The organism is Alicycliphilus denitrificans K601, from assembly GCF_000204645.1.
Taxonomy (GTDB): domain Bacteria; phylum Pseudomonadota; class Gammaproteobacteria; order Burkholderiales; family Burkholderiaceae_C; genus Alicycliphilus; species Alicycliphilus denitrificans.
This window is the reverse complement of record NC_015422.1, coordinates 695,924-717,195: the sequence shown is the minus strand read 5'-3', so window position 1 is coordinate 717,195 and position 21,272 is coordinate 695,924. Positions and strand designations below refer to the sequence as shown.

Annotated in this window: 20 protein-coding genes and 1 pseudogene; 13 read left to right on the top strand and 8 right to left on the bottom strand. The window is 62.4% G+C overall.

Annotation, left to right across the window (positions count from 1 at the left end):
* The 5 genes from ALIDE2_RS24195 to ALIDE2_RS03430 form a co-directional block, all read right to left on the bottom strand.
* A complete protein-coding gene (locus ALIDE2_RS24195; protein ID WP_013721402.1) occupies nt 1–1,656 on the bottom strand; it encodes a TIGR03016 family PEP-CTERM system-associated outer membrane protein in 1,656 nt (551 codons plus the stop codon).
* Between the two features lie 28 nt (nt 1,657–1,684).
* Nucleotides 1,685–2,647 carry an XrtA-associated tyrosine autokinase gene (locus tag ALIDE2_RS03445; protein ID WP_013721401.1) on the bottom strand — a complete coding sequence of 321 codons (963 nt, stop codon included), beginning with the start codon at nt 2,645–2,647 and terminating at the stop codon, nt 1,685–1,687.
* An 8-nt stretch (nt 2,648–2,655) separates the two neighbouring features.
* On the bottom strand, nt 2,656–4,218 hold the full coding sequence (locus tag ALIDE2_RS03440) for an XrtA system polysaccharide chain length determinant (RefSeq protein ID WP_013721400.1): 1,563 nt from the start codon (nt 4,216–4,218) through the stop codon (nt 2,656–2,658).
* A 46-nt stretch (nt 4,219–4,264) separates the two neighbouring features.
* A complete protein-coding gene (locus tag ALIDE2_RS03435) occupies nt 4,265–4,906 on the bottom strand; it encodes an XrtA/PEP-CTERM system exopolysaccharide export protein (RefSeq protein WP_013517629.1) in 642 nt (213 codons plus the stop codon).
* Nucleotides 4,907–5,129: 223 nt separating this feature from the next.
* Nucleotides 5,130–6,572 carry a mannose-1-phosphate guanylyltransferase/mannose-6-phosphate isomerase gene (locus ALIDE2_RS03430; RefSeq protein ID WP_013517628.1) on the bottom strand — a complete coding sequence of 481 codons (1,443 nt, stop codon included), beginning with the start codon at nt 6,570–6,572 and terminating at the stop codon, nt 5,130–5,132.
* A gap of 410 nt (nt 6,573–6,982) precedes the next feature.
* Between ALIDE2_RS03430 and ALIDE2_RS24190 the strand changes: the two genes are divergently transcribed.
* Nucleotides 6,983–7,789: a VWA domain-containing protein gene (locus tag ALIDE2_RS24190; RefSeq protein ID WP_013517627.1), complete on the top strand. Its 807-nt coding sequence runs from the start codon at nt 6,983–6,985 to the stop codon at nt 7,787–7,789.
* Between the two features lie 175 nt (nt 7,790–7,964).
* Nucleotides 7,965–8,312 carry a hypothetical protein gene (locus ALIDE2_RS03415; RefSeq protein ID WP_013517626.1) on the top strand — a complete coding sequence of 116 codons (348 nt, stop codon included), beginning with the start codon at nt 7,965–7,967 and terminating at the stop codon, nt 8,310–8,312.
* 17 nt (nt 8,313–8,329) lie between these two features.
* On the opposite strand, the gene ALIDE2_RS03410 is transcribed toward ALIDE2_RS03415, so the two are convergent.
* A complete protein-coding gene (locus ALIDE2_RS03410; protein ID WP_013721399.1) occupies nt 8,330–9,811 on the bottom strand; it encodes a sensor histidine kinase in 1,482 nt (493 codons plus the stop codon).
* Nucleotides 9,808–10,518 (bottom strand): response regulator transcription factor, encoded by a 711-nt coding sequence (locus ALIDE2_RS03405; RefSeq protein WP_013721398.1) that lies wholly within the window; start codon nt 10,516–10,518, stop codon nt 9,808–9,810. Before ALIDE2_RS03405 ends, ALIDE2_RS03410 begins: the two co-directional genes overlap by 4 nt.
* A gap of 95 nt (nt 10,519–10,613) precedes the next feature.
* Between ALIDE2_RS03405 and ALIDE2_RS03400 the strand changes: the two genes are divergently transcribed.
* The 8 genes and pseudogenes from ALIDE2_RS03400 (at nt 10,614) to istB (ending at nt 16,604) form a co-directional block, all read left to right on the top strand.
* On the top strand, nt 10,614–11,270 hold the full coding sequence (locus tag ALIDE2_RS03400; RefSeq protein ID WP_013721397.1) for a cytochrome b/b6 domain-containing protein: 657 nt from the start codon (nt 10,614–10,616) through the stop codon (nt 11,268–11,270).
* Complete coding sequence (locus tag ALIDE2_RS03395; protein WP_013721396.1) at nt 11,267–12,055, top strand: molybdopterin-dependent oxidoreductase; 789 nt, start codon at nt 11,267–11,269, stop codon at nt 12,053–12,055. Before ALIDE2_RS03400 ends, ALIDE2_RS03395 begins: the two co-directional genes overlap by 4 nt.
* Nucleotides 12,056–12,128: 73 nt before the next feature.
* Entirely contained in the window at nt 12,129–12,383 is a 255-nt protein-coding gene (locus ALIDE2_RS03390) for a hypothetical protein (protein WP_013721395.1), read from the top strand.
* A gap of 751 nt (nt 12,384–13,134) precedes the next feature.
* Nucleotides 13,135–13,563 (top strand): IS66-like element accessory protein TnpA, encoded by a 429-nt coding sequence (tnpA, locus tag ALIDE2_RS03385; protein WP_013516301.1) that lies wholly within the window; start codon nt 13,135–13,137, stop codon nt 13,561–13,563.
* Nucleotides 13,560–13,892, top strand: a complete 333-nt coding sequence (tnpB, locus tag ALIDE2_RS03380; RefSeq protein WP_013516300.1) for an IS66 family insertion sequence element accessory protein TnpB — start codon at nt 13,560–13,562, stop codon at nt 13,890–13,892. The genes tnpA and tnpB overlap by 4 nt, the downstream gene beginning before the upstream one ends.
* An 82-nt stretch (nt 13,893–13,974) precedes the next feature.
* Nucleotides 13,975–14,178 (top strand): annotated as a pseudogene (locus ALIDE2_RS03375) (IS66 family transposase); the annotation flags it as partial.
* A gap of 106 nt (nt 14,179–14,284) precedes the next feature.
* The gene (gene istA / locus ALIDE2_RS03370; protein ID WP_013721393.1) at nt 14,285–15,811 is read left to right on the top strand and encodes an IS21 family transposase; all 1,527 of its coding nucleotides are present in this window, start codon (nt 14,285–14,287) and stop codon (nt 15,809–15,811) included.
* Entirely contained in the window at nt 15,801–16,604 is an 804-nt protein-coding gene (istB, locus tag ALIDE2_RS03365) for an IS21-like element ISThsp10 family helper ATPase IstB (RefSeq protein WP_005800888.1), read from the top strand. The genes istA and istB overlap by 11 nt, the downstream gene beginning before the upstream one ends.
* 676 nt (nt 16,605–17,280) lie before the next feature.
* Here istB and glmS read toward each other — a convergent pair.
* A complete protein-coding gene (gene glmS / locus ALIDE2_RS03360; RefSeq protein WP_013721392.1) occupies nt 17,281–19,191 on the bottom strand; it encodes a glutamine--fructose-6-phosphate transaminase (isomerizing) in 1,911 nt (636 codons plus the stop codon).
* A gap of 134 nt (nt 19,192–19,325) precedes the next feature.
* On the opposite strand from glmS, the gene ALIDE2_RS03355 reads away from it, so the two are divergent.
* The 3 genes from ALIDE2_RS03355 (at nt 19,326) to ALIDE2_RS03345 (ending at nt 21,255) form a co-directional block, all read left to right on the top strand.
* Nucleotides 19,326–19,817, top strand: coding sequence for an Lrp/AsnC family transcriptional regulator (locus ALIDE2_RS03355; RefSeq protein WP_013517616.1), 492 nt, complete (start codon nt 19,326–19,328; stop codon nt 19,815–19,817).
* Nucleotides 19,818–19,921: 104 nt separating this feature from the next.
* Nucleotides 19,922–20,917, top strand: a complete 996-nt coding sequence (locus ALIDE2_RS03350) for a DnaJ C-terminal domain-containing protein (protein ID WP_013721390.1) — start codon at nt 19,922–19,924, stop codon at nt 20,915–20,917.
* 2 nt (nt 20,918–20,919) lie between these two features.
* Nucleotides 20,920–21,255, top strand: a complete 336-nt coding sequence (locus tag ALIDE2_RS03345; protein ID WP_013517614.1) for a chaperone modulator CbpM — start codon at nt 20,920–20,922, stop codon at nt 21,253–21,255.
* The last annotated feature ends 17 nt before the right edge of the window (nt 21,256–21,272 follow it).

Sequence of the window (21,272 nt, the reverse complement as noted above, 5' to 3'; positions counted from 1 at the left end):
TCAAAACCGATGTGTAATGAACCCCATGATGGCCGACTCATTATATCGAGTGACACTCCCATCAGACAATACACGACGCAGCTGAATTCCGACATTCGTACGCCGTGCTACAAGGGTATTCCATCCTAATATGAGCGGACGTACTCGGGTTTCCAACCCAGGGACCGATCCCACGCTATGCATTTCACCAAGACTTGCATTGATAGATGCATTTGGCGTGAGTCGATGGCCGACCATCAGACGCCAGCCGCGCTGACGAATCCGCGTATTGGCATCAAAGTCATCCCCAAGTTGAAGCGTTCCATCCAGCAAGCGAGTATCAGAACGCAGGACCGCTAGAGTGAATGTACTCCGCTGACCTAAGAGCGCCACAGATAGTTCTTGCAACCGCTGCAGCGTGCTCGATGATGTCAGAAAATCTGGGAAAACCTGCATATCTGCAGGAAGCCCCCTACGCTCAATTTCTGCCAAGACGAGCTGCGTACGTCGAATCGCATTCGGTTCGGTCCGCGCATAAAAGCTGTCAAGTAGATCAAACAACGACCCCATTGATGCCGAAGATTGGGCGCCCAGCCCAGCGAATATACCCTTGCGATCCGTGTAGCTCCAGATGGTACGCGAAGTGCGATATTCAAAATTGACTTTATGAGCCTCACCAAAGTAACGACTCTCGCGCTCAAGAAACAGTCGGGTTTTATTGGATGGCCGCCAATCGGCGCCAAACCCCACGATACCATGAGATTTGTGCGTTGGTGACAGCTGATTGGTGGATTCGACCCCGCCAATACCAACAAGAAGCAACTGCGGAGAAGCCAGATAACTCATGCGCGCGCGCAGCGTGGTTGTATCTATATTTCTTCCAGTGGAAAATTCAGCGTCCTCCTGCATTGCATCCAATGCCCACCCAATAATAGTGTGACCATCCGGTTTACTTCCGAGATGCAGAAGCCAACCCTGCACCGTAACACTGGCACGATTTTCCGCATCAGAACGCGTATCTTGCACGCTATAGCGCGCCTCGTAATCGACATTACTTCCAAAACTACCCTTCAGGTATGGCGATACCCGAAAGCTTGACGTCTGCGCCATATTTGGATTTGCGGGCGAATCAACGCCAGGCGCGCCGAATGCCGAAATTGGCTGCAACGCAACGACACCTGCCACATCGACAAAAACCCGGTTCTCAATCGCCTCAGCAGTTCCCTTGGCATTAAGGTTGTGCCAGACTTGGTCAGAAACCGTGCCACGGGCGTAATGTGCGGTTCGCAGAGAATAATCGACAAAGCCGTTGATACGAGCCGTATCACTCACCAACCGAAATCCTGGATTTACCTCAGTCACTTGGTCACTGATATGCGTCGCATCAAGCCGTGCATTGTTGGTGACCGTATGCTGCACCGTGATGCGTGGTTCCAGCCACACCCCTGATTGACGCGAGTCAGCCGGGGCATTGTCTCGCCGCTTTACTATGGCGTCCGTCGGTTCCGTGGGAACAACGGGTGACTGTACGGGGGCAAAGCCAGGCGGCTCCGCCGTGGAAACATCAGGCACCTGCGCCAAGGCAATGCCAGGTGAGAGTGCCGATGCTGCCGCCAGCGCCCACACAGCCCGGCCAGCAACGTGAGTACTTGCTATACGACAGTACTGCAGGTGCATACAGACGCCCTCTCTTCTCTCTTTCATCTCATGCCACAGCAGTGGCCGGCCCACGCTCTCCCACCATCCGTCCGTGGCCATAACCATAGCCGTAGCCATAAGCGCCCAGACCACTGCTACGCACCTGGTTGAGCACCATAAGTTTGATGGGGCACGACTCGATGGTAGACAACGCGTGCTCGACTTGTGATTGGAGCGTTTTTTCTGCCTGAACCACGATCACAACCTGCCCCATATGACCGGCCAGTACCCGGGCCTCCGTGGTCAGCAGTAACGGCGGTGAGTCGAAGATGATGATTCGGTCGCTGTAGCGCTTTCCCATCTCATCTAGCAAAGAAGTCATGGCATCGCTGGCCAACAGCTCCGTCGCGCGTGGATGGGGCAACCCTGCGGGCAGCAGTGTGAGCTTATCCACATTGGTGCGCAAAAGCACATCAGACAATTTGATCTTGTCGTCCTGCAACACATCCAGCAAACCTGCGGCGGGAGGCAGGCCTAACTTGGTCATGACCGAGGGGCATGTCACATCGGCATCTACAAGCATGACCGTGTGATCGAGTTCCATCGCCAGACTCATAGCCAAATTAATGGCTGTGAAACTTTTTCCTTCACCCGGCAGGGCGCTGGTGACCATGATCAAATTGCCATGCGCCACCAGGGAAGCACCTTTACCTGTTGCATTCTCAAGGAGCGGCCGTTTGATGACGCGATACTGCTCAGTGGTGACCGAGCGTGGCGCATTGGGCGTCACAAAGCCACTGGCCCCCAGCGCCGTCAGGTCGATTTGCACAGTTTTCGTGCCCGGTTTCGAGTGTGCTGCTGCTTGAGCCTCGACCGAATCCATTCCCGCAAAATGCGCCGCATGCTCAGGCAGATACGCAGATTCCTGCACTGCGGCTTCGGTTGGCCGTCCTTTGTCGCCAGCCAGCGACACACCCGCCTTGCGCAATTGCTCCAGCCGTTGAGCCGCCTTTTCAATAGAGCTGGTCATGATCGCTGTTACCCCAGAACGCCAGAATGAATGGACAGCGCCGCCATGCCGCCCGCATAAAGCAACAGGAATGCAACACATGCCATGATGAAACGCATCAAGCTACGCGATTCACGTCGCCGCGACTCGTCGCTGGCAATCTGCCCAACTACGCCCAGCAATGGCAACTGCGTCACCTGCCGCAGGGTGGCGCCATCAAAGAATACGGGCCTGACCTGGCTCATCACAAATGCCATGCCCAGCCCTGCGCCAATGGCAACCAAGAGCGAAATTGGCATTAACAGCAGCCGATTCGGAGCGACTGGTTTGGGGGCGACACGAGGGGGGTCGATGACTCGGAATTCGGCCACGTTGGATGTGTTTTCCAATTTCCCCGACATCAGGGCCGATTCACGACGCGCAACCAAATCAGCATAATTTTTCTGATTGACTTGGTAATCACGGTTGAGCTGCGCCAACTCCGCCTCCAACTGTGGGGCAACTTTGAGTTGCTCATGAATACGGCGAGAGCGCGATTCGTATTCGACCACACGCGCCCTCAGCGACGCCACCTGCACCTCTGCTGCAGAATAAATGCGACTGAGCTCCAAAATCGCCGGATTGGTCTCAACAGCAGGTGCGGCGTGCCCCTCCTGCGCTTTGCGGCGCAAGGCCTCTACTTCACGACGCTTCTGTGCTTCGAGATCCGCAATCAAGAAACGCGTCCTGACGACGTCAGGATGTTCGTCGGTGTAACGCTGCAGCAGCGTATCCAGATTGCGCTTTTGCGCATAGATACGCGCGTCAAGCTCGGGCGTTTGCACGTCGGGCGCAGAGGCGACCGGAGACTTGGCCGCTTGCGAGCGCAGTATCTCCAGTTGGCGACCTGCCGCCACCCGCGCACTTTCAGCTTCACGCAAATCAAGCCTGGCCTGACTCAGCTGATTGTCAATTTCAGCAGCCCGCCCGGCAGAATCGAGGCCGCTCTGGGATTGCATCTCGATGTTGCGCAGTTTGAATGCCTTGAGACGCCCTTCCGCCTCCGTCAACTTGGCCTCGTAACTCTTGATCTGCTCGTCCAGAAAGCGACGTGCGCTATCCGAATCCTGGCGCGCAGCGCCCAGGCTTGATTCGACAAAGATGGTCAGCAGGGCCTGTACAACCCGTTGCGCCTTTTCAGGGCTTGGATTGCGATAGGACAGCGTATAGAGGTTGTCGCGCCCGGTGGACTGGATGCTGATGGATTTTGTTACAGAATCAACCACTGCATCTGTCGATGCCTTGGATTGCGAACCCAAATCAAGATCCGCAATACGGACCAGCCGTTCCACCGTGGGACGATTGATCAGCGTACGACTGAGCATGGATACCTGCTGCTCGATATTCGGCTGCACGGCAATGCCGGTCATGAGCGGCCTCAGGATGGACTGTGTATCTACGAACACGCGCGCCGATGCCTGATAGTAATCAGGCATCAAGAGCACCACACCGACGCCGATGGCCCCCACCAGCCAAGTGGTCAGCATCGCCACCCGGCGATAGATCCACATACCACGCGCAGCGGTAGTGATCTGACCTAGAAGCTCATCCATTCCATCCCCCTAACAAACGCACGCTGCACCCAGCCGACAAGCCGGGTCAGAACCACCCTTGGGGGATGATGAGAATGTCTCCGGGAAGCACGTCCACGTTGGCGCCGATATCTCCACGCTTGATCAGATCATCGAGGCGCACCTTATAGCGTTTGTTGCCCTCGGCCGAGCGCACCAGCGTGGCACGGTTGCCATCGGCAAAATCGGTCAACCCGCCAGCTGCGATCATGACATCCAGAACCGTCATTTTTTGCTTGTAGGGCAAGAACTGCGGCTTGGCTGCCTCACCTACCACGCGGATCTGTTCGCTATACGGTCCAACGAAATTAGTCACGATCACGGTAACGACCGGATCCCGCACGTACTTGCCCAGTTCCTTTTCCACATCCCGGGCAATCTGGGCGGAGGTTTTGCCTTGCGCTACAAGCCCATCGATTAGTGGTGTGGACACCTGACCATCTGGGCGCACGGGAACGACCTGCGACAGTTCAGGATTGCGCCAGACGATGATGTTCAGCGTATCGCCAGGCCCCACGACGTAGTTGTAATCCGGAGTGGCCGCCTGGGCGGGTGCGGCCGGGTAGTCCCCACCTCTCATGGCACCGCAACCCACCATTGCCACGGCGACACCGGCCATTGCCAGGACACGAACCATTGAACCAAGGAGCCTCGAAACGTTTTTGTGCATGGCGCAACTCCAATACAAAGGTTTATAGAGCCCGATTTAACCAAATGTTACTACAGCATACTGTGGATGACTGTCGCACGTAAACACATATCTGACTTCTGCATTTCGCTACGTTTCACACTGTTTTACGTAGCAGCCAGCTTCTGATCCAATGACCCACACTAAGGCACACCACAATGCAACGGCTATCAGGCTGTCCACATGATAGACGGAAAGCATGTATTCACCTCCCGTAATAGTCTTCGAATCGCACGATATCGTCCTCGCCCAGATACGAACCGGACTGCACCTCGATCATCTCTAGGTCGACATGACCAGGGTTCTCTAGGCGGTGCGTCACGCCCAGGGGGATGTAGGTCGACTGGTTCTCCGTCAACAAAAAGACCTCCTCGCCCTTGGTCACGCGGGCGGTGCCGCGCACTACGACCCAGTGCTCTGCGCGGTGATGGTGCATCTGCAGCGACAGCTTGCCTCCAGGCTTGACCATGATGCGCTTGACCTGGAAGCGCTCTCCGCCATCGACCCCGTCGTACCAGCCCCAGGGGCGGTAAACCTTGCGGTGCAGTACCCCCTCCGTACCGCCATCGCGTTTCAGGCGATCAACGATCTTTTTCACATCCTGGGTGTGCCGTTGATCTGCCACCAAGACCGCGTCGGGGGTTTCCACGACAACCAGCCCTTGAACGCCGACGCAAGCCAGCAAGCGCCCCGAGGACAGCGCCAAGGTATTACTGCTGTCCTGCATGAGGGTTCTGCCCTGCACCACGTTGCCATCGGCGTCCTTGGGCAAGATCTGCCAGAGCGCGTCCCAAGCCCCCACATCGGACCATCCTGCAGACAACGGCAGCACCACGCCGCGCGGCAGCCCTGCCACCGATTGCGCACCAGCCAGACGCTCCATCACGGCGTAGTCGATGGAGTCGCTCGGGCAGGCGGCAAACGCCTCCGCATTCACACGCCAAAACGACAAGTCGGACGCACCGCCTTTCCACGCGGCTTCGCATGCTTCCAGAATATCGGGCCGGCACAGCGCCAATGCCTTGAGCCAGACGGAGGCCCGCAGCACGAACAAACCACTGTTCCAGAGATAGTCGCCCGCCTGCAAATAACCCTCCGCCGTGGCGCGATCGGGCTTTTCAACGAAGCGCGCAATGGCGCGCGCTCCATCCTCATCGACCGCAGCACCGGCCTGGATGTATCCGTAACCGGTTTCGGGCCGGTCAGGGGTGATGCCGAAAGTGACGATGGCGCCGTCCTGTGCCAGTCGCGCGGCATGGCGCACGCCCTCTTGGAATGCCGCGAGCTGGGTTACGACGTGATCGGCCGGCATGATCAGCAGCACCGGGTCTTCCCCGCCAGACTGCGCAGCCAGCGCGGCAAGCGTCAATGCCGGCGCGGTATTGCGCCCCACAGGCTCCAGAACGATACGCCCGAGCCTGCCGATCAGACGCAATTGCTCCGCAACCACGAAGCGGTACTCATCGTTGCACACCACCAGCGGCGGCGCGCTGTCTGCTCCGCTCACCCCGTTGAACCGCCGCAGTGTTGCCTGCAGAAGGGAGTCCTCGCCCATCAGCGCCAGTAGCTGCTTGGGATATTTCTCTCGCGACAGGGGCCACAGGCGTGTGCCCGAGCCGCCCGACAAAACCACCGGCTGAATCAACATGGTCGGCACGCACTCCGTTTGACCAAACACAAAAACCTATCCGACGCCACCCCACCAGCATGGGGCCTCAGGGGCTGCGAGTCTCCATCAAAGGTCCCCCGATGCATCCTAGCGGGGCCGCGCCCGGCACGCCAGCCCGACGATCCCCCGGCCAAGCGCATTGAACTATCGCAAAGGCCATGCTGCGGCGCAATAGGCACTTAAAGCGCTGCCCCTTGATCAGGCACTAAGCGATGAGGAACTCAGCCCTGGCGTCGGAAAGTTTTACAGAGCGTTGCCAAGAAAAAGTGAACCGCCCATAACACCATGTTTTTAAAAGAAAATTTTTCATGGCGCGCATCTTGCTATTTAAAACCGACCGCTCCAGCGGTTCAAGCCACCGATCCACCTGCCCCCAAGGAGTCCTTCAAATGCTCACTCTTTCGAAATTCCTGCGGCACATCGGCAGCGCATTAGCGCTAGCTACCGCTTCGCTGGCGACCTACGCGGCGCCCGTCACGACCCAACTTGGCTTCTTGGTCGACGCTTCGGGGAGCATCGGGTCATCCAACTTCCAAACGATGAGGAATGGCTATGCCGCAGCATTGGCGGCCCTGCCTACAGATGGTTCGATCGAGGTGACGGTGGTCACCTTCTCGTCTGGCACGACTACCGTGGTGTCCCCCACCGTCGTGACCGCCGCCTCACTGCCGGGCATCATCGCGGCAGTGAACAGCATGGCGTATTCGGCTGGCTTGACGGCCACTGCAGCCGGCATCGCCGCCATCTCCAGTTTGATGACAGGGTCCAGCAACTTCAGCACCGGACTCAATTCGATGATTAACATCGCCACCGATGGCGAGCCCAATATTCCTGGCAACAATCCGAATCAGGCAGCCATCAATGCCGCCATTGCCGCAAGGGCCGCAGGTATCGACGCGCTCACCGCCGAAGCCATCGGTAGCTTTGACGTGTCTGCTCTGAGGAGCTTGGTGTTTTCACCTGTCAATGGGCCCTGCAACAATTGCGGCACCTTCTTGCCTGACGGATCGTCACCACCCAACCCCATGACTTCCAACCCCTGGGTTCTGGCAGTGAATAGTTTCAACGACTTCCCCACTGCCATCCACAACAAGGTCCAGGCATCCACAGGACAAGTGCCGGAGCCCGGCATCTTGATGCTCATGGCGCTCGGTTTGGTTGGCTTGGGCATTACGCGTCGCAGCCGGTCTGCCTGACGTCCGTCAAGACCAGCCATAGCCCATAGGCTGCCCAGGCGAGGAGCGCCACACAGCGTGGCACTCCTCGCTTTTCCTTTTGCCTTTGGCACCAGGCCGTGGACAATGAAAGCGGTTGGGCAGTCGCACGCGCAATGCGATTGCAAATTCCACTCACCCCTTCAGAAAGCAAGCCATGCATCCCACCCTGAAATCATTGGCCCTGGTGACCTCGACGCTTGCGATGGCGGCGCCCTCGGTGACGCATGCGGCGCAAAACGGCTGCACGGTGAAAGCCCGCAGCGACTCGGTGGTGTTGATGCACTGCAAGGAAAACCTCTCCGAAACGGCATGGGTGGAAGCCGCCAAGGCAGCCTGCGAGCCCGGCAAGGCCTGCAACGTGTGGATCTGGGAGGATCCCGGCAAGATGCCGCTGGTGGCGCCCAAGACCGATGCAGAGCTGCCCAAGAGCGCAACCGGCGCAGCCGTGGCGGTATGGGCCAACGACACTGCCAGTCTGATCAAGCTGAAAAAGGTACGTTGATACGCACGCCTGCGATTTCACCGGAGCACGAACCGGAACACCGCTCCGGCTCCCGGCTGAGACATCAGCCGGATCGTGCTTTCATGCAGCTGCAGGATGCGATGCACGATCATGAGCCCAAAGCCACCCGAGCGAGCGCCTTGCGCGGCCGCGTAGCCTGTGAATGCGGGGCGTTCGAACAGGTGTTCCTGCAATGCAGCAGAAATGCCTGGGCCGGTATCCCGCACTGTGACCTCGATGCCACCCTGCGCATGCGGCTGTAGTTCCACGGTGATCTCGCCGCCTTCAGGCGCGACGCGCACCGCGTTGTCGATCAGGTTCATCAGCACGCGCTCCATCATTGCGAGATCGGCCGTGATGGGGGGCAACCCCGGCGCGATGTCCGCCACCAGGCGCTGATGCTTGGCCTCCGCGGCAAGTTCGAATTTCTGGAATACGTCCTGCAGCAGGTCGGCGAGGAAGAACTGCTCCATCTCCGGCTTGACCACGCCGTATTCCAGCCGCGCAAGTTCGAACATTTCCTGCGCCAGGCGGCCGACCTTGCGGCTTTGCTCCAGTGCGATGTCGAGATAGCGGCGCTGCTCCTGCGGCTCCAGCACCTCGGACTTCATGCGCAAGGTCTCCAGATAGCCATGCAACGAGGTGAGCGGCGTGCGCAAATCATGCGAGAGGTTGGCAAAGAGCTCGCGCCGCTGCTGGTCCTGGTTGCGAAGGGCCTGCCATTGCTCTTGCGTGCGTTGCGCAAGCCGCTCGAAGCTCTGGCCGAGCAACGCAATCTCTCCGCCGCTGCGGGCGGCCTGCTTCAGCAGTGGCCTGGCTTGCGGCAGCCAGGACATGCCATGCGTTTCCAGGCCGCGCACGGCTTCGGTCAGTGTACGCAGCGGGCGCGTGATGAGGCGAAACGCCGCAAGCCCCGCCATCAGGCCGAGCAGCGCGACCAGCGTCATGGACCACAGTATGGCGTTCGCCGCACTGCCGGCATTCACGCGCGCGGCCAGCGATTCGCGGCTCTCTCCTTGAAGAATCACGTAGACGTAGCCCGCATCGCGGCCCGCAGCTTTCAACGGCGCCGCGCTGAAGACCTTCCGCCCATCGGGACTGCGCGGGTCGTCCCCGAAGATCGGCAGTGCGCCGCCGCCCAGCAACCGGCGCACGGGCGCCAGATCCACCTGCAGACGCTTGACCGCGCCCTCCGGGGCCGAATAGGACTGGATGCGACCTCCCGCATCGAGCAGGTACACCTCGACGCTCGGATTCACTGCCATGAGTTTGTCGAACAGCCCGCTCACGGCCGAAGGGTTGAAGCCCCGTGGCTCCATCAGTTCGGGGTAGCGTGCGATTTGCGGCGCCAGATCCAGCGAAAGCCGCTGAATGACTTCCTGTTCGTGCCTTTCGCTGCCCCGCATCTGCAGCACCACCGAGGCGGCGCAGCAGGCCAGCAGCAGCAGCACGAACACAGCGGACAGGCGCTGCGAAAGCGAGAGACTCTGCACCGTCACAGGGCATCCTCCGCGAGTTTGTAGCCGCGACCCCAGACGGTGAGGATGCGCTTGGGGTCGGCCGGGTTCCTTTCGATCTTGATCCGCAGCCGGTTGATGTGCGTATTCACCGTGTGCTCATAGCCGTCATGCCGATAGCCCCAGACCTGGTTGAGTAGATCGAGCCGCGAGAACACCTTGCCCGGCTGGCGGGCAAAGAAATACAGCAGGTCGAACTCGCGCGGCGTAAGTTCGACGGACTGGCCGTCCACCCGGGCCTCGCGCGCGATCGGGTCGATGCTCAGGCCCCCCAGCGAGAGCACGCCGGCCTCGAGCTTGGCATTACGCGCGAGCGCCTCGCTGCGCCGCAGGAGCGCGCGCACCCGCGCGACGAGCTCCATGACGGAGAACGGCTTGGCCAGGTAGTCGTCGGCCCCCAGCTCCAGCCCCAGGATGCGATGCACCTCGCTCGAACGGGCGCTGGTGATGATGATGGGAACGTAGTAAGTCATGGCCCGCGCCCGCCTGCAGATCTCCAGGCCATCCACCCCGGGCAGCATCAGGTCGAGCACCAGCGCATGCCAGCCTCCACGCTCCACGGCGGCAAGGCCCAGCCTGCCATCGGCCACGCGCTCGACGTCGTAGCCTTCGTCGCTCAGATGCATGCGCAGCAGCTCGGCGATGCTGTCATCGTCTTCGACGATCAGGATGCGTTTGGGGGTGTCCATCGGCGCATTCTCCCGCAGCGGCCCGCGCCGAAAGATCACGATTTTTTGAACTTTCGGTGAGGATTTCGAGACCGGGCGCGCCGAACAATGCCCCCATGTCGTCGCCCACGCCGCAACCGTCGAAACACAGCAAGCCACTGCAACCGCTCTGGCTGCGCGTCACCCACTGGCTCAATGCCGTGGCCGTGTTGGTCATGGTGACGAGCGGCTGGCGCATCTACAACGCCTCGCCCATCTTCGATTTCGTTTTTCCTGCGGGCATCACGCTGGGCGGCTGGCTCGGCGGCGCGCTTCAGTGGCATTTCGCCGGCATGTGGCTGTTCGTGCTCAACGGGCTCGCCTACCTGCTGCTCAATCTGGCGACCGGCAGGTTCGCGCGCCGCCTGCTTCCCGTCACGGCGCGCGGCATTCTCCGCGATGCCTGGCTCGCGCTGACGGCGCGCCTGTCGCATGGGGACATGGGCCGCTACAACCAGGTGCAGCGCGCTGCGTATCTGTTCGCCATTGCGGACCTCGTCGTGCTGGTGCTCAGCGGCCTCGTCGTCTGGAAATCGGTGCAGTTCCCGTTGCTGCGCGAACTCCTGGGCGGCTACGACACGGCCAGACACATCCATTTCTACGGCATGGCCGCCATAGTCGGCTTCGCCTCCGTGCACCTCGTCATGGTCGTACTGGTGCCGCGCTCGCTGCTCGCGATGCTGCTGGGCCGGTCCACGCTCCGCCGGACGACCGCCAAGGAGGCCACGCCATGAGCCCCCCTACCTCCATCTGGCACAGGGACAACGCCGAAGCCGTGGTGGCCGATGCACGCAAGCTGCTCGCCAGGCAGCTGCCGCAAGCCTCGCGCCGGCAGTTTCTGACGCGCGGGCTCACGCTTGGCGGCCTGGGCCTGCTCAGCGGCTGCAGCATCGACGACAACGCCACGGCCGAGGCGGCACTGATGCGCATCTCGCGTTTCAACGACCGGGTACAGGGCTGGCTGTTCGATCCCTCGCACCTTGCGCCCACCTACCTCGACTCGATGATTACCCGGCCCTTCCCGTTCAATGCCTTCTATGGCGAGGGCGAGGTACCGCAGGTCGACGGTGACGGCTTCCAGTTGGAGGTCACCGGCCTCGTGGCCGACAAGCGCCGCTGGCGGCTGCATGAGTTGCGCGCGCTGCCACAGTACACGCAGGTTACGCGCCACATCTGCGTGGAGGGCTGGAGCGCCATCGGCAAGTGGGGCGGGCCGCGCTTCGGCGATTTTCTGCGCGCCGTCGGAGCGGACCTCGGCGCGCGCTACGTGGGCTTCGAATGTGCCGACGGCTACTACACCAGCATCGACATGGCGACCGCCCTGCACCCGCAGACGCTGCTCGCACTCGATTGGGACGGGCAGCCGCTGCCGCCCAAGTACGGCTTTCCGATGAAGCTGCGCATGCCCACCAAGCTTGGCTACAAGAACCCCAAGCACATACGGGCCATCTTCGTGAGCAACACCTTCAACCGCGGCTACTGGGAGGACCAGGGCTACAACTGGTTCGGCGGCAGCTGAACGAGCGCATCCACCTTTCGATTCCCCCTGCGGCGCATGCCGCCTTTTTCAGCCTCAACCAAGGAGCATCATCATGAAAAACGCATTCACCACCGCCACGCTCTCCATGTGCCTCGCACTGGGCGCCACCTCGGTTTTCGCGGCCGACTCGACATCCAAGGACTCCATGGGCAAGGGCCAGATGGGCATGGAGAAATCCTCCATGGACAAGAGCGCCAGCCACAAGGACGCCATGGGCATGAGCAAGGGCGCAATGACCAAGGACGGCAAGTCCTCCATGGATCAAATGGGCAAGGGCGGCATGTCCAAGGACAAAATGAGCAAGTAAGCGCCGTGACCGCAACAAATAAAGTCCGTCGGAACTTCCGCTCATAACTCGTTGATTCGTCGTCTACTGGTCTGTTCTGGAAAGTCCGTCGAAAATCGCTTAATCGACGACTCCCAGAACGCTCCAACAAAGAAAATCCGTCGGGCACCTTCCCGACAGCATCAACCGGACTTCCGAGCCCCCCGCTCTTTCATGTATGGCGCGGTCTGGGTTCGCGCGGGCTGTATATGGTGGAGTTAGACCCAAACCGGCGACATCTGGGAAGGGCTTGTGCGGGTAACCATTCCTATATGGACTCCCCCACAACAGCAAGAGCCTGACCGATTGGGGACCAAGGGGTAAAAAACCTGCAGTCGTATATCCGGCATCTGTAGTGGACTCTTTTCTGGTCCGTGCCGACATGGAATCTGCGTCACCGCGTCGCCACACGTTGCAAGCGGCAGGCAAGCTGCCGGAAGAGTTATCGGCGTAGTGCGGTGTGGGAGGAACCCGATTGGCCATGATGGTCGATCAAACCCTTCGCAAGTGGTGAAGGAAACTGGCCGTGGCGTGTGTCTCAGGCTGGCATGACATAGCTTTGGCGGTGGGTCTTTTTGCACAACCGCGCCGCCTCGTCAAACGGTGCGTGGTCGCGCAGCGTGGCGTAGCAAATGCGCGCCAGCTTGTTCGCCGTATGCGGCTGGCGAACCCATCTTGAATGAGGTGGTAAGGCTGAGCAAGATCGTGTGCACGCAACATTGGCGTGGACACGATGCTCAAAGACCCTCAGACCCCGCGCTATGCGCAGCGGCGCACGCACCGCACCTACACCCCGCAATTCAAGGCCGAGCTGGTGGCTGCCTGCCGACAGCCAGGCGCATCGGTCGCGGCGGTGGCCCTGCAACATGGCATGAACGCCAACGTGCTACACCGCTGGCTCAAGGAATGGGCGCAGGGATTTCACCGTCTTGAAGCTGGCGTCAGCACTGCAGTCGTTGCTTCCCCACCCCCGGCCTTTATCCCCATCGACCTGAGCGCAGTACCGCCGGCGTCTGCTGGTGAGCTGCCATCCGCGTCCTTGCCAACGCCAGCGGACGGCATCCGCATCGAATGCCAGCGCCCCGGCATGTCCGTGACCGTGCACTGGCCCTTGTCTGGCGCCGCCGAGTGCGCCCAGATGCTGCGGGAGTTGTTGCGGTGATCCGTATCGATGAGGCCTGGCTGGCCACCACCCCGCTGGACATGCGCGCGGGCACGGACACGGCCCTGGCGCGGGTGATCGCCACCTTCGGCGCGGCCCACCCGCACCATGCCTACGTCTTCGCCAACCAGAGAGCCAATCGCCTGAAGGTCCTGGTACATGACGGTGTGGGGCTGTGGCTGGCCGCGCGCCGGCTGCACCAGGGCAAGTTTGTCTGGGCACCTGCGGGCAGTCCGAACGTGGCGTTGGAACACGCCCAGCTCAACGCCCTGGTGCTGGGCCTGCCCTGGCAGCGTGTGGGCTCGCAAGGTGCCATCAGCGTGGTCTGAATCGTCGGCGCAAGGGCGTGGCCGTGGCAATCGGGAGATGCGTCAATGGCTGGACCCAGGGTGAGCGGGCACACTGCCAGCCATGGTGATCGACGAGCAAGCCCTGAGCGAACTGGACGCAGAGCAACTGCGCGAAGTGACCCAGCGCCTGCTGGCCGAACTGCGTCACCAGCGCGCGCTCAACGAGAAGCTCACCTATGAGTGCGCGCTGCTCAAGCGGCTGAAGTTCGCCGCCCAATCCGAGCGGCACAGCGCCGATCAGAAGAGCCTGCTGGAAGACGAGATGTTGATTTCCACGCAGAAGTGACCCACTAACCCCCGGGATTTCCATCCAAACCTGACCCACGTACTAACCCTAACCTGCTGCTTTGCTGAGCAGCAGGAGACCAGGAGTGATAGACGTGGCAACACTGAGTGTCATCAGGCGCTGGGCCCTGCGAGAGCAGCTGTCCATCCGGGAGATAGCCCGCCGCACGGGCCTCTCGCGCAACACCATCCGCAAGTACCTGCGCGTAGGCGAGGCCGAGCCGCACTATGCCAAGCGGGTCAGTCCATCCAAGCTCGATCCCTTCGCCTTGAAGCTCGCTGGCTGGCTCAAGACGGAAGCTGGCCGATCCCGCAAGCAGCGCCGCACCGTCAAGCAGATGTACGTGGATCTGCAGGCGCTCGGTTATGGCGGCTCCTACAACCGCGTAGCGGCCTTTGCCCGCCTCTGGCACGAGCAGCGCCTTGTGGCCCAGCAGACCACTGGCCGCGGCACCTTCGTTCCCCTGGCCTTCGGTCCGGGTGAGGCCTTCCAGTTCGACTGGAGCGAGGACTGGGCTGTTCTCGCCGGCGTGCGCACCAAGCTGCAGGTAGCCCACTTCAAGCTCAGCCACAGCCGAGCGTTCTACCTGCGCGCCTATCCGCTGCAAACGCACGAGATGCTGTTCGATGCCCACAACCATGCATTCGCAGTCCTGGGCGGTGTGCCCCGCCGTGGCATCTACGACAACATGCGCACCGCCGTAGACCGGGTGCGCCGTGGCAAGGAGCGCGACGTCAATGCGCGCTTTGCGGCCATGGTCAGCCACTTCCTGTTCGAGGCCGAGTTCTGCAATCCTGCTTCGGGCTGGGAGAAGGGCCAGGTGGAGAAGAACGTGCGCGATGCCCGCCATCGCCTGTGGCAGGTAGTGCCGCCATTCCCAAGCCTGCCCGATCTCAATGCATGGCTTGAAGAGCGCTGCGTGGCGCTGTGGCACGAGATCGAGCACGGCAAGCTGCCGGGCACCGTCGCGGACATCTGGACCGAGGAGAAGAACGACTTGATGCCAATGCCCCGGCCCTTCGATGGCTTTGTGGAGCACACCAAACGCGTCTCACCCACCTGCCTCGTCCACTTCGAGCGCAACCGCTACAGCGTGCCGGCGCCTTATGCCAATCGGCCGGTGAGCCTGCGGGTCTACGCCGATCGCCTGGTGGTCGCCGCCGAAGGCCAGATCGTGTGCGAGCATCAGCGCCTGATCGAGCGTAACCACCATGGTGCGGGACAGACCGTGTACGACTGGCGCCACTACCTGGCAGTGCTGCAGCGCAAGCCCGGGGCCTTGCGCAATGGTGCTCCATTCCTGGAACTGCCAGCAGCCTTCAAGCGCCTGCAGGCCGCCCTCTTGAAGCAGCCAGGCGGCGACCGAGAGATGGTGGAGGTTCTGGCTCTGGTGCTGCACCACGATGAACAAGCTGTGCTCGCTGCAGTGGAGTTGGCACTGGAGTCAGGGGCTGCCAGCAAGACCCACATCCTGAACGTGCTGCACCGCCTGCTGGACGGTAAGCCCGCCCCAGCACCGGTCACCTCGCCCCAGGCCCTCAAGCTGTCTGTGGAACCCCAGGCCAACGTGCTGCGCTATGACCAATTGAGGGAGGTGCGCTATGCGTCATGACCCTGCCATCGCTTCCATCGTGATCATGCTGCGCGAGCTCAAGATGCACGGCATGGCCCAGGCGGTTGCGGAACTGGCTGAGCAAGGTGCGCCGGCCTTCGACGCAGCGCAGCCCATCCTGTCCCAACTGCTCAAGGCCGAGACCGCCGAGCGGGAGGTGCGCTCTGTGGCCTACCAACTCAAGGTGGCCAGGTTCCCTGCGTACCGGGACCTGGCTGGGTTTGACTTCAGCCACAGCGAGGTGAACGAGGCATTGGTACGCCAGTTGCACCGCTGCGAATTCTTGGAGAACGCCAACAACGTGGTGCTGGTGGGTGGACCGGGTACGGGCAAGACCCACATCGCCACAGCCCTCGGGGTGCAAGCCATTGAGCACCATCACCGCAGGGTGCGGTTCTTCTCCACGGTGGAGCTGGTCAATGCACTGGAAGAGGAGAAGGCCCAGGGCAAGCCGGGGCAGATCGCGCACCGCCTAGCCTATGCCGATCTGGTGATCCTGGATGAACTGGGCTACCTGCCATTCAGCACGTCAGGAGGAGCCTTGCTGTTCCACCTGCTGTCCAAGCTGTACGAGCGCACGAGCGTCGTGATCACCACCAACCTGAGCTTTAGCGAGTGGGCCAATGTGTTCGGAGATGCCAAGATGACCACGGCGCTGCTGGACCGGCTCACGCATCACTGCCATATTCTTGAGACCGGCAATGACAGCTACCGGTTCAAGAATAGCTCCGCACAGCAACCACCACAGACCACCAAGAAGGAGAAGGCGACCAAGAACTTATCCACAACGTGAGCGTGAAGCTCACGAACCAGGGTGGGTCAAGATTCGATGGAAATGGTGGGTCAGCTTTGCGTGGAAATCAACAGGCATGAACGACTTCGTGAGCAGCAGACCCAGAAAATAGGCGCCAACCCGTCGTTCGAAGTCGCCCCCAGCTCCCCCCGTTGAGATCACGCTCGCCACGCTCATTTCGCCCCCTTTTTCTCGCACGCTTGGTAATTGTCCATGCTCTCGCAGATTGGAACCGGATGCGAGTCAAAGGGTGCTTCGATGCGCGCTTTCAGAGGGCTATTTCAGCTATAGCGCATGGTGCGCACGAGTCTCTCGGATGGTTCATGAAGATGCGCCTTCGTGGCGCTGCTGTCGACAAGTGACCATGACAGTCGTGTCACGTTGATGAAGGCGTCCAGCGTCCGTTGTCGAGTGATGCAGTCGTTCATGGACTGACGTGTGAATGACGGCTGCCAGCCTGAAACGGTCAACTGACTAATTGCGACGAAACATCACTTTTCAGAGAAGCAAATTTCAGTGCAGGCGCGTTCAGGAGTAGTTGACACCTTGCCAACGGGGACTTTCCTTCAAACGAAAAACTCCCCCAGCGACTGAACTCCATGCAAAATTTACAGAGTTAATTTTTACATTACAGAGTTTATTTTTACGATCAAGCCGCCGCCCCGGAGCGTGCCGGTCACTCCACCGTCACGCTCTTGGCCAGGTTGCGCGGCTTGTCCACGTCGGTGCCGCGCGCGCAGGCCGTGTGGTAGGCCAGCAGCTGCAGGGGCACGACGTGCAGCAGCGGCGACAGCAGGCCGTAGTGCTCGGGCATGCGGATCACATGCACGCCTTCGCTGCTCTCGATGTTGGTGCGGGCGTCAGCCAGCACGTACAGCACGCCGCCGCGCGCGCGCACTTCCTGCATGTTGCTCTTGAGCTTTTCCAGCAGCTCGTCGTTGGGCGCCACTGTGACCACGGGCATGCTGCTGGTGACGAGCGCCAGCGGGCCGTGCTTGAGCTCGCCCGCGGGGTAGGCCTCGGCATGGATGTAGCTGATTTCCTTGAGCTTGAGCGCGCCTTCGAGCGCGATCGGGTAATGGATGCCGCGGCCCAGGAACAGTGCGTTCTCCATCTTCGCGAAGTCCTCGGCCCAGCTGATGACCTGCGGCTCCAGCGCCAGCACGGCCTGCAGGGCCGCCGGCAGGTGGCGCATGGCCTTGAGGTATTGCTCCTCGCTTTCCTCGGAGAGGCGGCCCTTGGCCTGCGCCAGCGCCAGGGTCAGCAGGAACAGGCCCGCGAGCTGCGTGGTGAAGGCCTTGGTGGAGGCCACGCCGATCTCGACGCCCGCGCGCGTGACGTAGGCCAGCTGGCACTCGCGCACCATGGCGCTGGTGGCCACGTTGCAGACGGTGAGCGTATGCCGCATGCCCAGGCCCTGCGCGTGGCGCAGCGCGGCCAACGTGTCGGCCGTCTCGCCCGACTGGCTGATGGTCACCACCAGCGTGCGCGGGTTGGGCACGCTGGTGCGGTAGCGGTATTCGCTGGCAACCTCCACCTGCGTGGGGATGGCGGCGATGGATTCGAGCCAGTACTTGGCCGCGCAGCCGCTGTAGTAGCTGGTGCCGCAGGCGAGGATGAGCACGGAGTCGATCTCCTTGAACACGCGCCAGGCCGCCGCGCCGGGCTGGCCGTGCCGGGGCGCGCCGTCGAACAGCTCGGGGGCGATGCCCTGCAACCCCTCCAGGGTGTCGGCGATGGCGCGCGGCTGCTCGAAGATCTCCTTTTGCATGTAGTGGCGGTAGGGCCCAAGCTCGGCCGCGCCGCTGTGCGCATGCACGGTGCGCACGGGGCGGCTGTCCGCAGGCAACGGCTGGCCGTCGGGCCCGGTGATCCAGTAGCGACCCAGCTGCAGGTCCACCAGGTCGCCCTCCTCCAGATACACGATCTGGTCGGTGACGCCGGCCAGCGCCATGGCATCGCTGGCCAGGAAGTTCTCGCCGTCGCCCACGCCCAGCACCAGCGGTGAGCCCGCACGCGCGCCCACCACGCGGTGCGGCTCGTCCTTGTGGATCACCGCGATGGCGAATGCGCCGCGTAGCTTCCCGGCGGCGCTGCGCACGGCCTGGAACAGGTCACCGTCGTACAGGCTATCCACCAGGTGGGCGATGACCTCGGTGTCGGTCTGGCTGGAGAACACATAGCCGCGCGCCTGCAGCTGCGCGCGCAGCTCCTCGTGGTTCTCGATGATGCCGTTGTGCACCAGGGCCACGCGGCCGGCGCGCGCGGCATCGGCCGGCGCCTCGCCGGCGCCGTGGCTGAAGTGGGGGTGGGCGTTGTGCACCGCCGGCGCGCCATGCGTGGCCCAGCGCGTGTGGGCGATGCCGGTGGCGCCCTGCAGGCCGTCGTGGGCCACCTGCGCCAGCAGCTCGGCCACGCGCGCCGTGCTGCGTGCGCGCCGCAGGCCGCCCGCGGGCTGCCCGCCCAGGCTGGCCTCGTGCACGGCCACGCCGCAGGAGTCGTAGCCGCGGTATTCAAGCCGCTGCAGGCCCTGTACCAGGATGGGAACGATGTTGCGCGTGGATACCGCGCCGACGATGCCGCACATGAAAGACTCCTGCCGATGAATGGGCGTGATGCTAGGGAACGCCGGAAGAAATTTCTGACCTAGTTTTCCATATTTTTGTAGAAATCTTTCATCAAAGATAATGAATGCAATATTCATTCGAATATGGCAATCATATGGAATACGATTTCACGCCAGATGCCATCGACCTGCAACTGCTGGACCTGCTGCAAAGCGATGCATCGCTGAGCAACCAGGCCCTGGCCGAGCGCGTGCACGTCTCGCCCCCCACCTGCCTGCGCCGCGTGCGCAGGCTGCAGGCGTCGGGCCTGATAGAGCGCCAGGTGGCCCTGCTGCAGCCCGACAGGCTGGCCGCGCTGCAGGGCCACGGACTCACGGCCATCGTCGAGGTCTCGCTGGACCGCCAGGGCGCCGAGCACCTCGCCGCGTTCGAGGCCCGCGCCGTGGCCGACCCGGCGGTGCAGCAATGCTGGCGCGTATCGCCGGGGCCGGACTTCGTGCTCGTCGTCCATGCGCGCGACATGCCCGGCTACCTGGCGCTGTCGCAGCGCCTGTTCACCCAGGATGCGAACGTGCGCAACGTCAAGGCCTTCTTCGCCACGCACCGTGCAAAATTCGAGACAAAACTGCCTGTAGCGCTTTCCTGACAAGCGCCTACAGCTACGAAAATGAAAGCACCGCATCGTGCGGTACTTGACCTTGCGCTCCATCGCCCCCACTCTCGCACGGTGATGCCAAGCATGGAGGACGCATGGAGTTCAAGGACTACTACAAAATCCTCGGCGTGGAGCGCGACGCCAGCGCCGCCGACATCAAGAAGGCCTACCGCAAGCTGGCGCGCAAGTACCACCCGGACGTGAGCAAGGAGGCCGACGCCGCCGCGCGCATGGCCGAGGTGAACGAGGCCAACGCCGTGCTGTCGGACCCCAAGAAGCGCGCGGCCTACGACTCCCTGGGCCGCGAGGCGCCGCACCGCCCCGGCCAGGACTTCCGCCCGCCACCGAACTGGGACGCCGGTTTCGAGTTCACCGGCGCCCCCGGCGCCGAAGGCATGGACAGCGCCGAATTCAGCGACTTCTTCGAGCAGCTCTTCGGCCACGCGGCCCGGGCACAGCGCGCCCAGCGCGGAGGCGGCGCCCAGGCCCGCGGCGCGGAGCAACCCCGCCAGCGCGGACGCGACCACCACGCCAGCATCGAGCTGGACCTGCGCGACGCCTACCACGGCGCCCAGCGCACGCTGACGCTGCACGGCGCGCGGCTGGACGAAGGCGGCCACCTCGTCAACGAAGAGCGCCAGCTGCAGGTGACCATCCCCAAGGGCGTGCGCGAGGGCCAGCTGATCCGCCTGACCGGCCAGGGCGGCCCGGGCCTGGGCGGCGCGCCGGCGGGCGACCTGTTCCTGGAGGTGCGCTTCAAGCCCGATGCGCGCTGGCGCGCCGAAGACCGCGACGTGTACCAGTCCGTCTCCGTGGCCCCGTGGGAGGCGGAGCTGGGCGGCGCCATCGAGGTGCAGACGCCCGGGGGCAACACCGTGGAGGTGACCGTGCCGCCGCACTGGAAAAGCGGCCGCAAGCTGCGCCTGAAAGGGCGCGGCATACCCGCCGCCACGCCCGGCGACCTGTACCTGGAGCTGCACGTGAGCCTGCCCGCCGCCGCCACGCCGGCGCAGCAGCAGGCCTACCGCGCCTTTGCCCAAGCCTTCCCGCAATTCCAGCCCCGCGCCGCGCACGGCACGCAAGGAGCCTGAACATGGCCACGACGCCCAACTTCCTCGACAACGCCCTGGCCGAGCTGCTCGACGAACAGGCCCGCCTCACGCTGGACGACCTTGCGCGCTCGTGCTGCATGGCGCCCGGCTGGGTGATCGAACGGCTGGAGGCCGGCCTGCTGCACGGCGAACAGGCGGGCGGCCACTGGCAATTCACCAGCGCCACCGTGGTACGCGCGCGCCGCCTGGCGCGGCTGGAATCGACCTTCGACGCCGACCCCGAGCTGGCCGCGCTCACAGCCGACCTGATCGAAGAGGTGTCGGCCCTGCGTCAGCGCCTGCACCAGCTGGAGGCGCGGCTGGGCCTGATGCCCTGAGAAGGTGTGAACGAATC

Coding starts and splice junctions, on each gene's coding strand:
- ALIDE2_RS03345 (WP_013517614.1), top strand. CDS start 20,920: ATGGCCACGACGCCCAACTTCCTCGACAACGCCCTGGCCGAGCTGCTC.
- ALIDE2_RS03435 (WP_013517629.1), bottom strand. CDS start 4,906: ATGCACAAAAACGTTTCGAGGCTCCTTGGTTCAATGGTTCGTGTCCTG.
- ALIDE2_RS03390 (WP_013721395.1), top strand. CDS start 12,129: ATGAAAAACGCATTCACCACCGCCACGCTCTCCATGTGCCTCGCACTG.
- ALIDE2_RS03430 (WP_013517628.1), bottom strand. CDS start 6,572: ATGTTGATTCAGCCGGTGGTTTTGTCGGGCGGCTCGGGCACACGCCTG.
- tnpA (WP_013516301.1), top strand. CDS start 13,135: ATGCTCAAAGACCCTCAGACCCCGCGCTATGCGCAGCGGCGCACGCAC.
- ALIDE2_RS03405 (WP_013721398.1), bottom strand. CDS start 10,518: ATGGACACCCCCAAACGCATCCTGATCGTCGAAGACGATGACAGCATC.
- ALIDE2_RS03355 (WP_013517616.1), top strand. CDS start 19,326: ATGGAATACGATTTCACGCCAGATGCCATCGACCTGCAACTGCTGGAC.
- ALIDE2_RS03415 (WP_013517626.1), top strand. CDS start 7,965: ATGCATCCCACCCTGAAATCATTGGCCCTGGTGACCTCGACGCTTGCG.
- ALIDE2_RS03400 (WP_013721397.1), top strand. CDS start 10,614: ATGTCGTCGCCCACGCCGCAACCGTCGAAACACAGCAAGCCACTGCAA.
- istB (WP_005800888.1), top strand. CDS start 15,801: ATGCGTCATGACCCTGCCATCGCTTCCATCGTGATCATGCTGCGCGAG.
- ALIDE2_RS03395 (WP_013721396.1), top strand. CDS start 11,267: ATGAGCCCCCCTACCTCCATCTGGCACAGGGACAACGCCGAAGCCGTG.
- ALIDE2_RS03440 (WP_013721400.1), bottom strand. CDS start 4,218: ATGGATGAGCTTCTAGGTCAGATCACTACCGCTGCGCGTGGTATGTGG.
- ALIDE2_RS24195 (WP_013721402.1), bottom strand. CDS start 1,656: ATGCACCTGCAGTACTGTCGTATAGCAAGTACTCACGTTGCTGGCCGG.
- ALIDE2_RS03445 (WP_013721401.1), bottom strand. CDS start 2,647: ATGACCAGCTCTATTGAAAAGGCGGCTCAACGGCTGGAGCAATTGCGC.
- glmS (WP_013721392.1), bottom strand. CDS start 19,191: ATGTGCGGCATCGTCGGCGCGGTATCCACGCGCAACATCGTTCCCATC.
- ALIDE2_RS24190 (WP_013517627.1), top strand. CDS start 6,983: ATGCTCACTCTTTCGAAATTCCTGCGGCACATCGGCAGCGCATTAGCG.
- ALIDE2_RS03350 (WP_013721390.1), top strand. CDS start 19,922: ATGGAGTTCAAGGACTACTACAAAATCCTCGGCGTGGAGCGCGACGCC.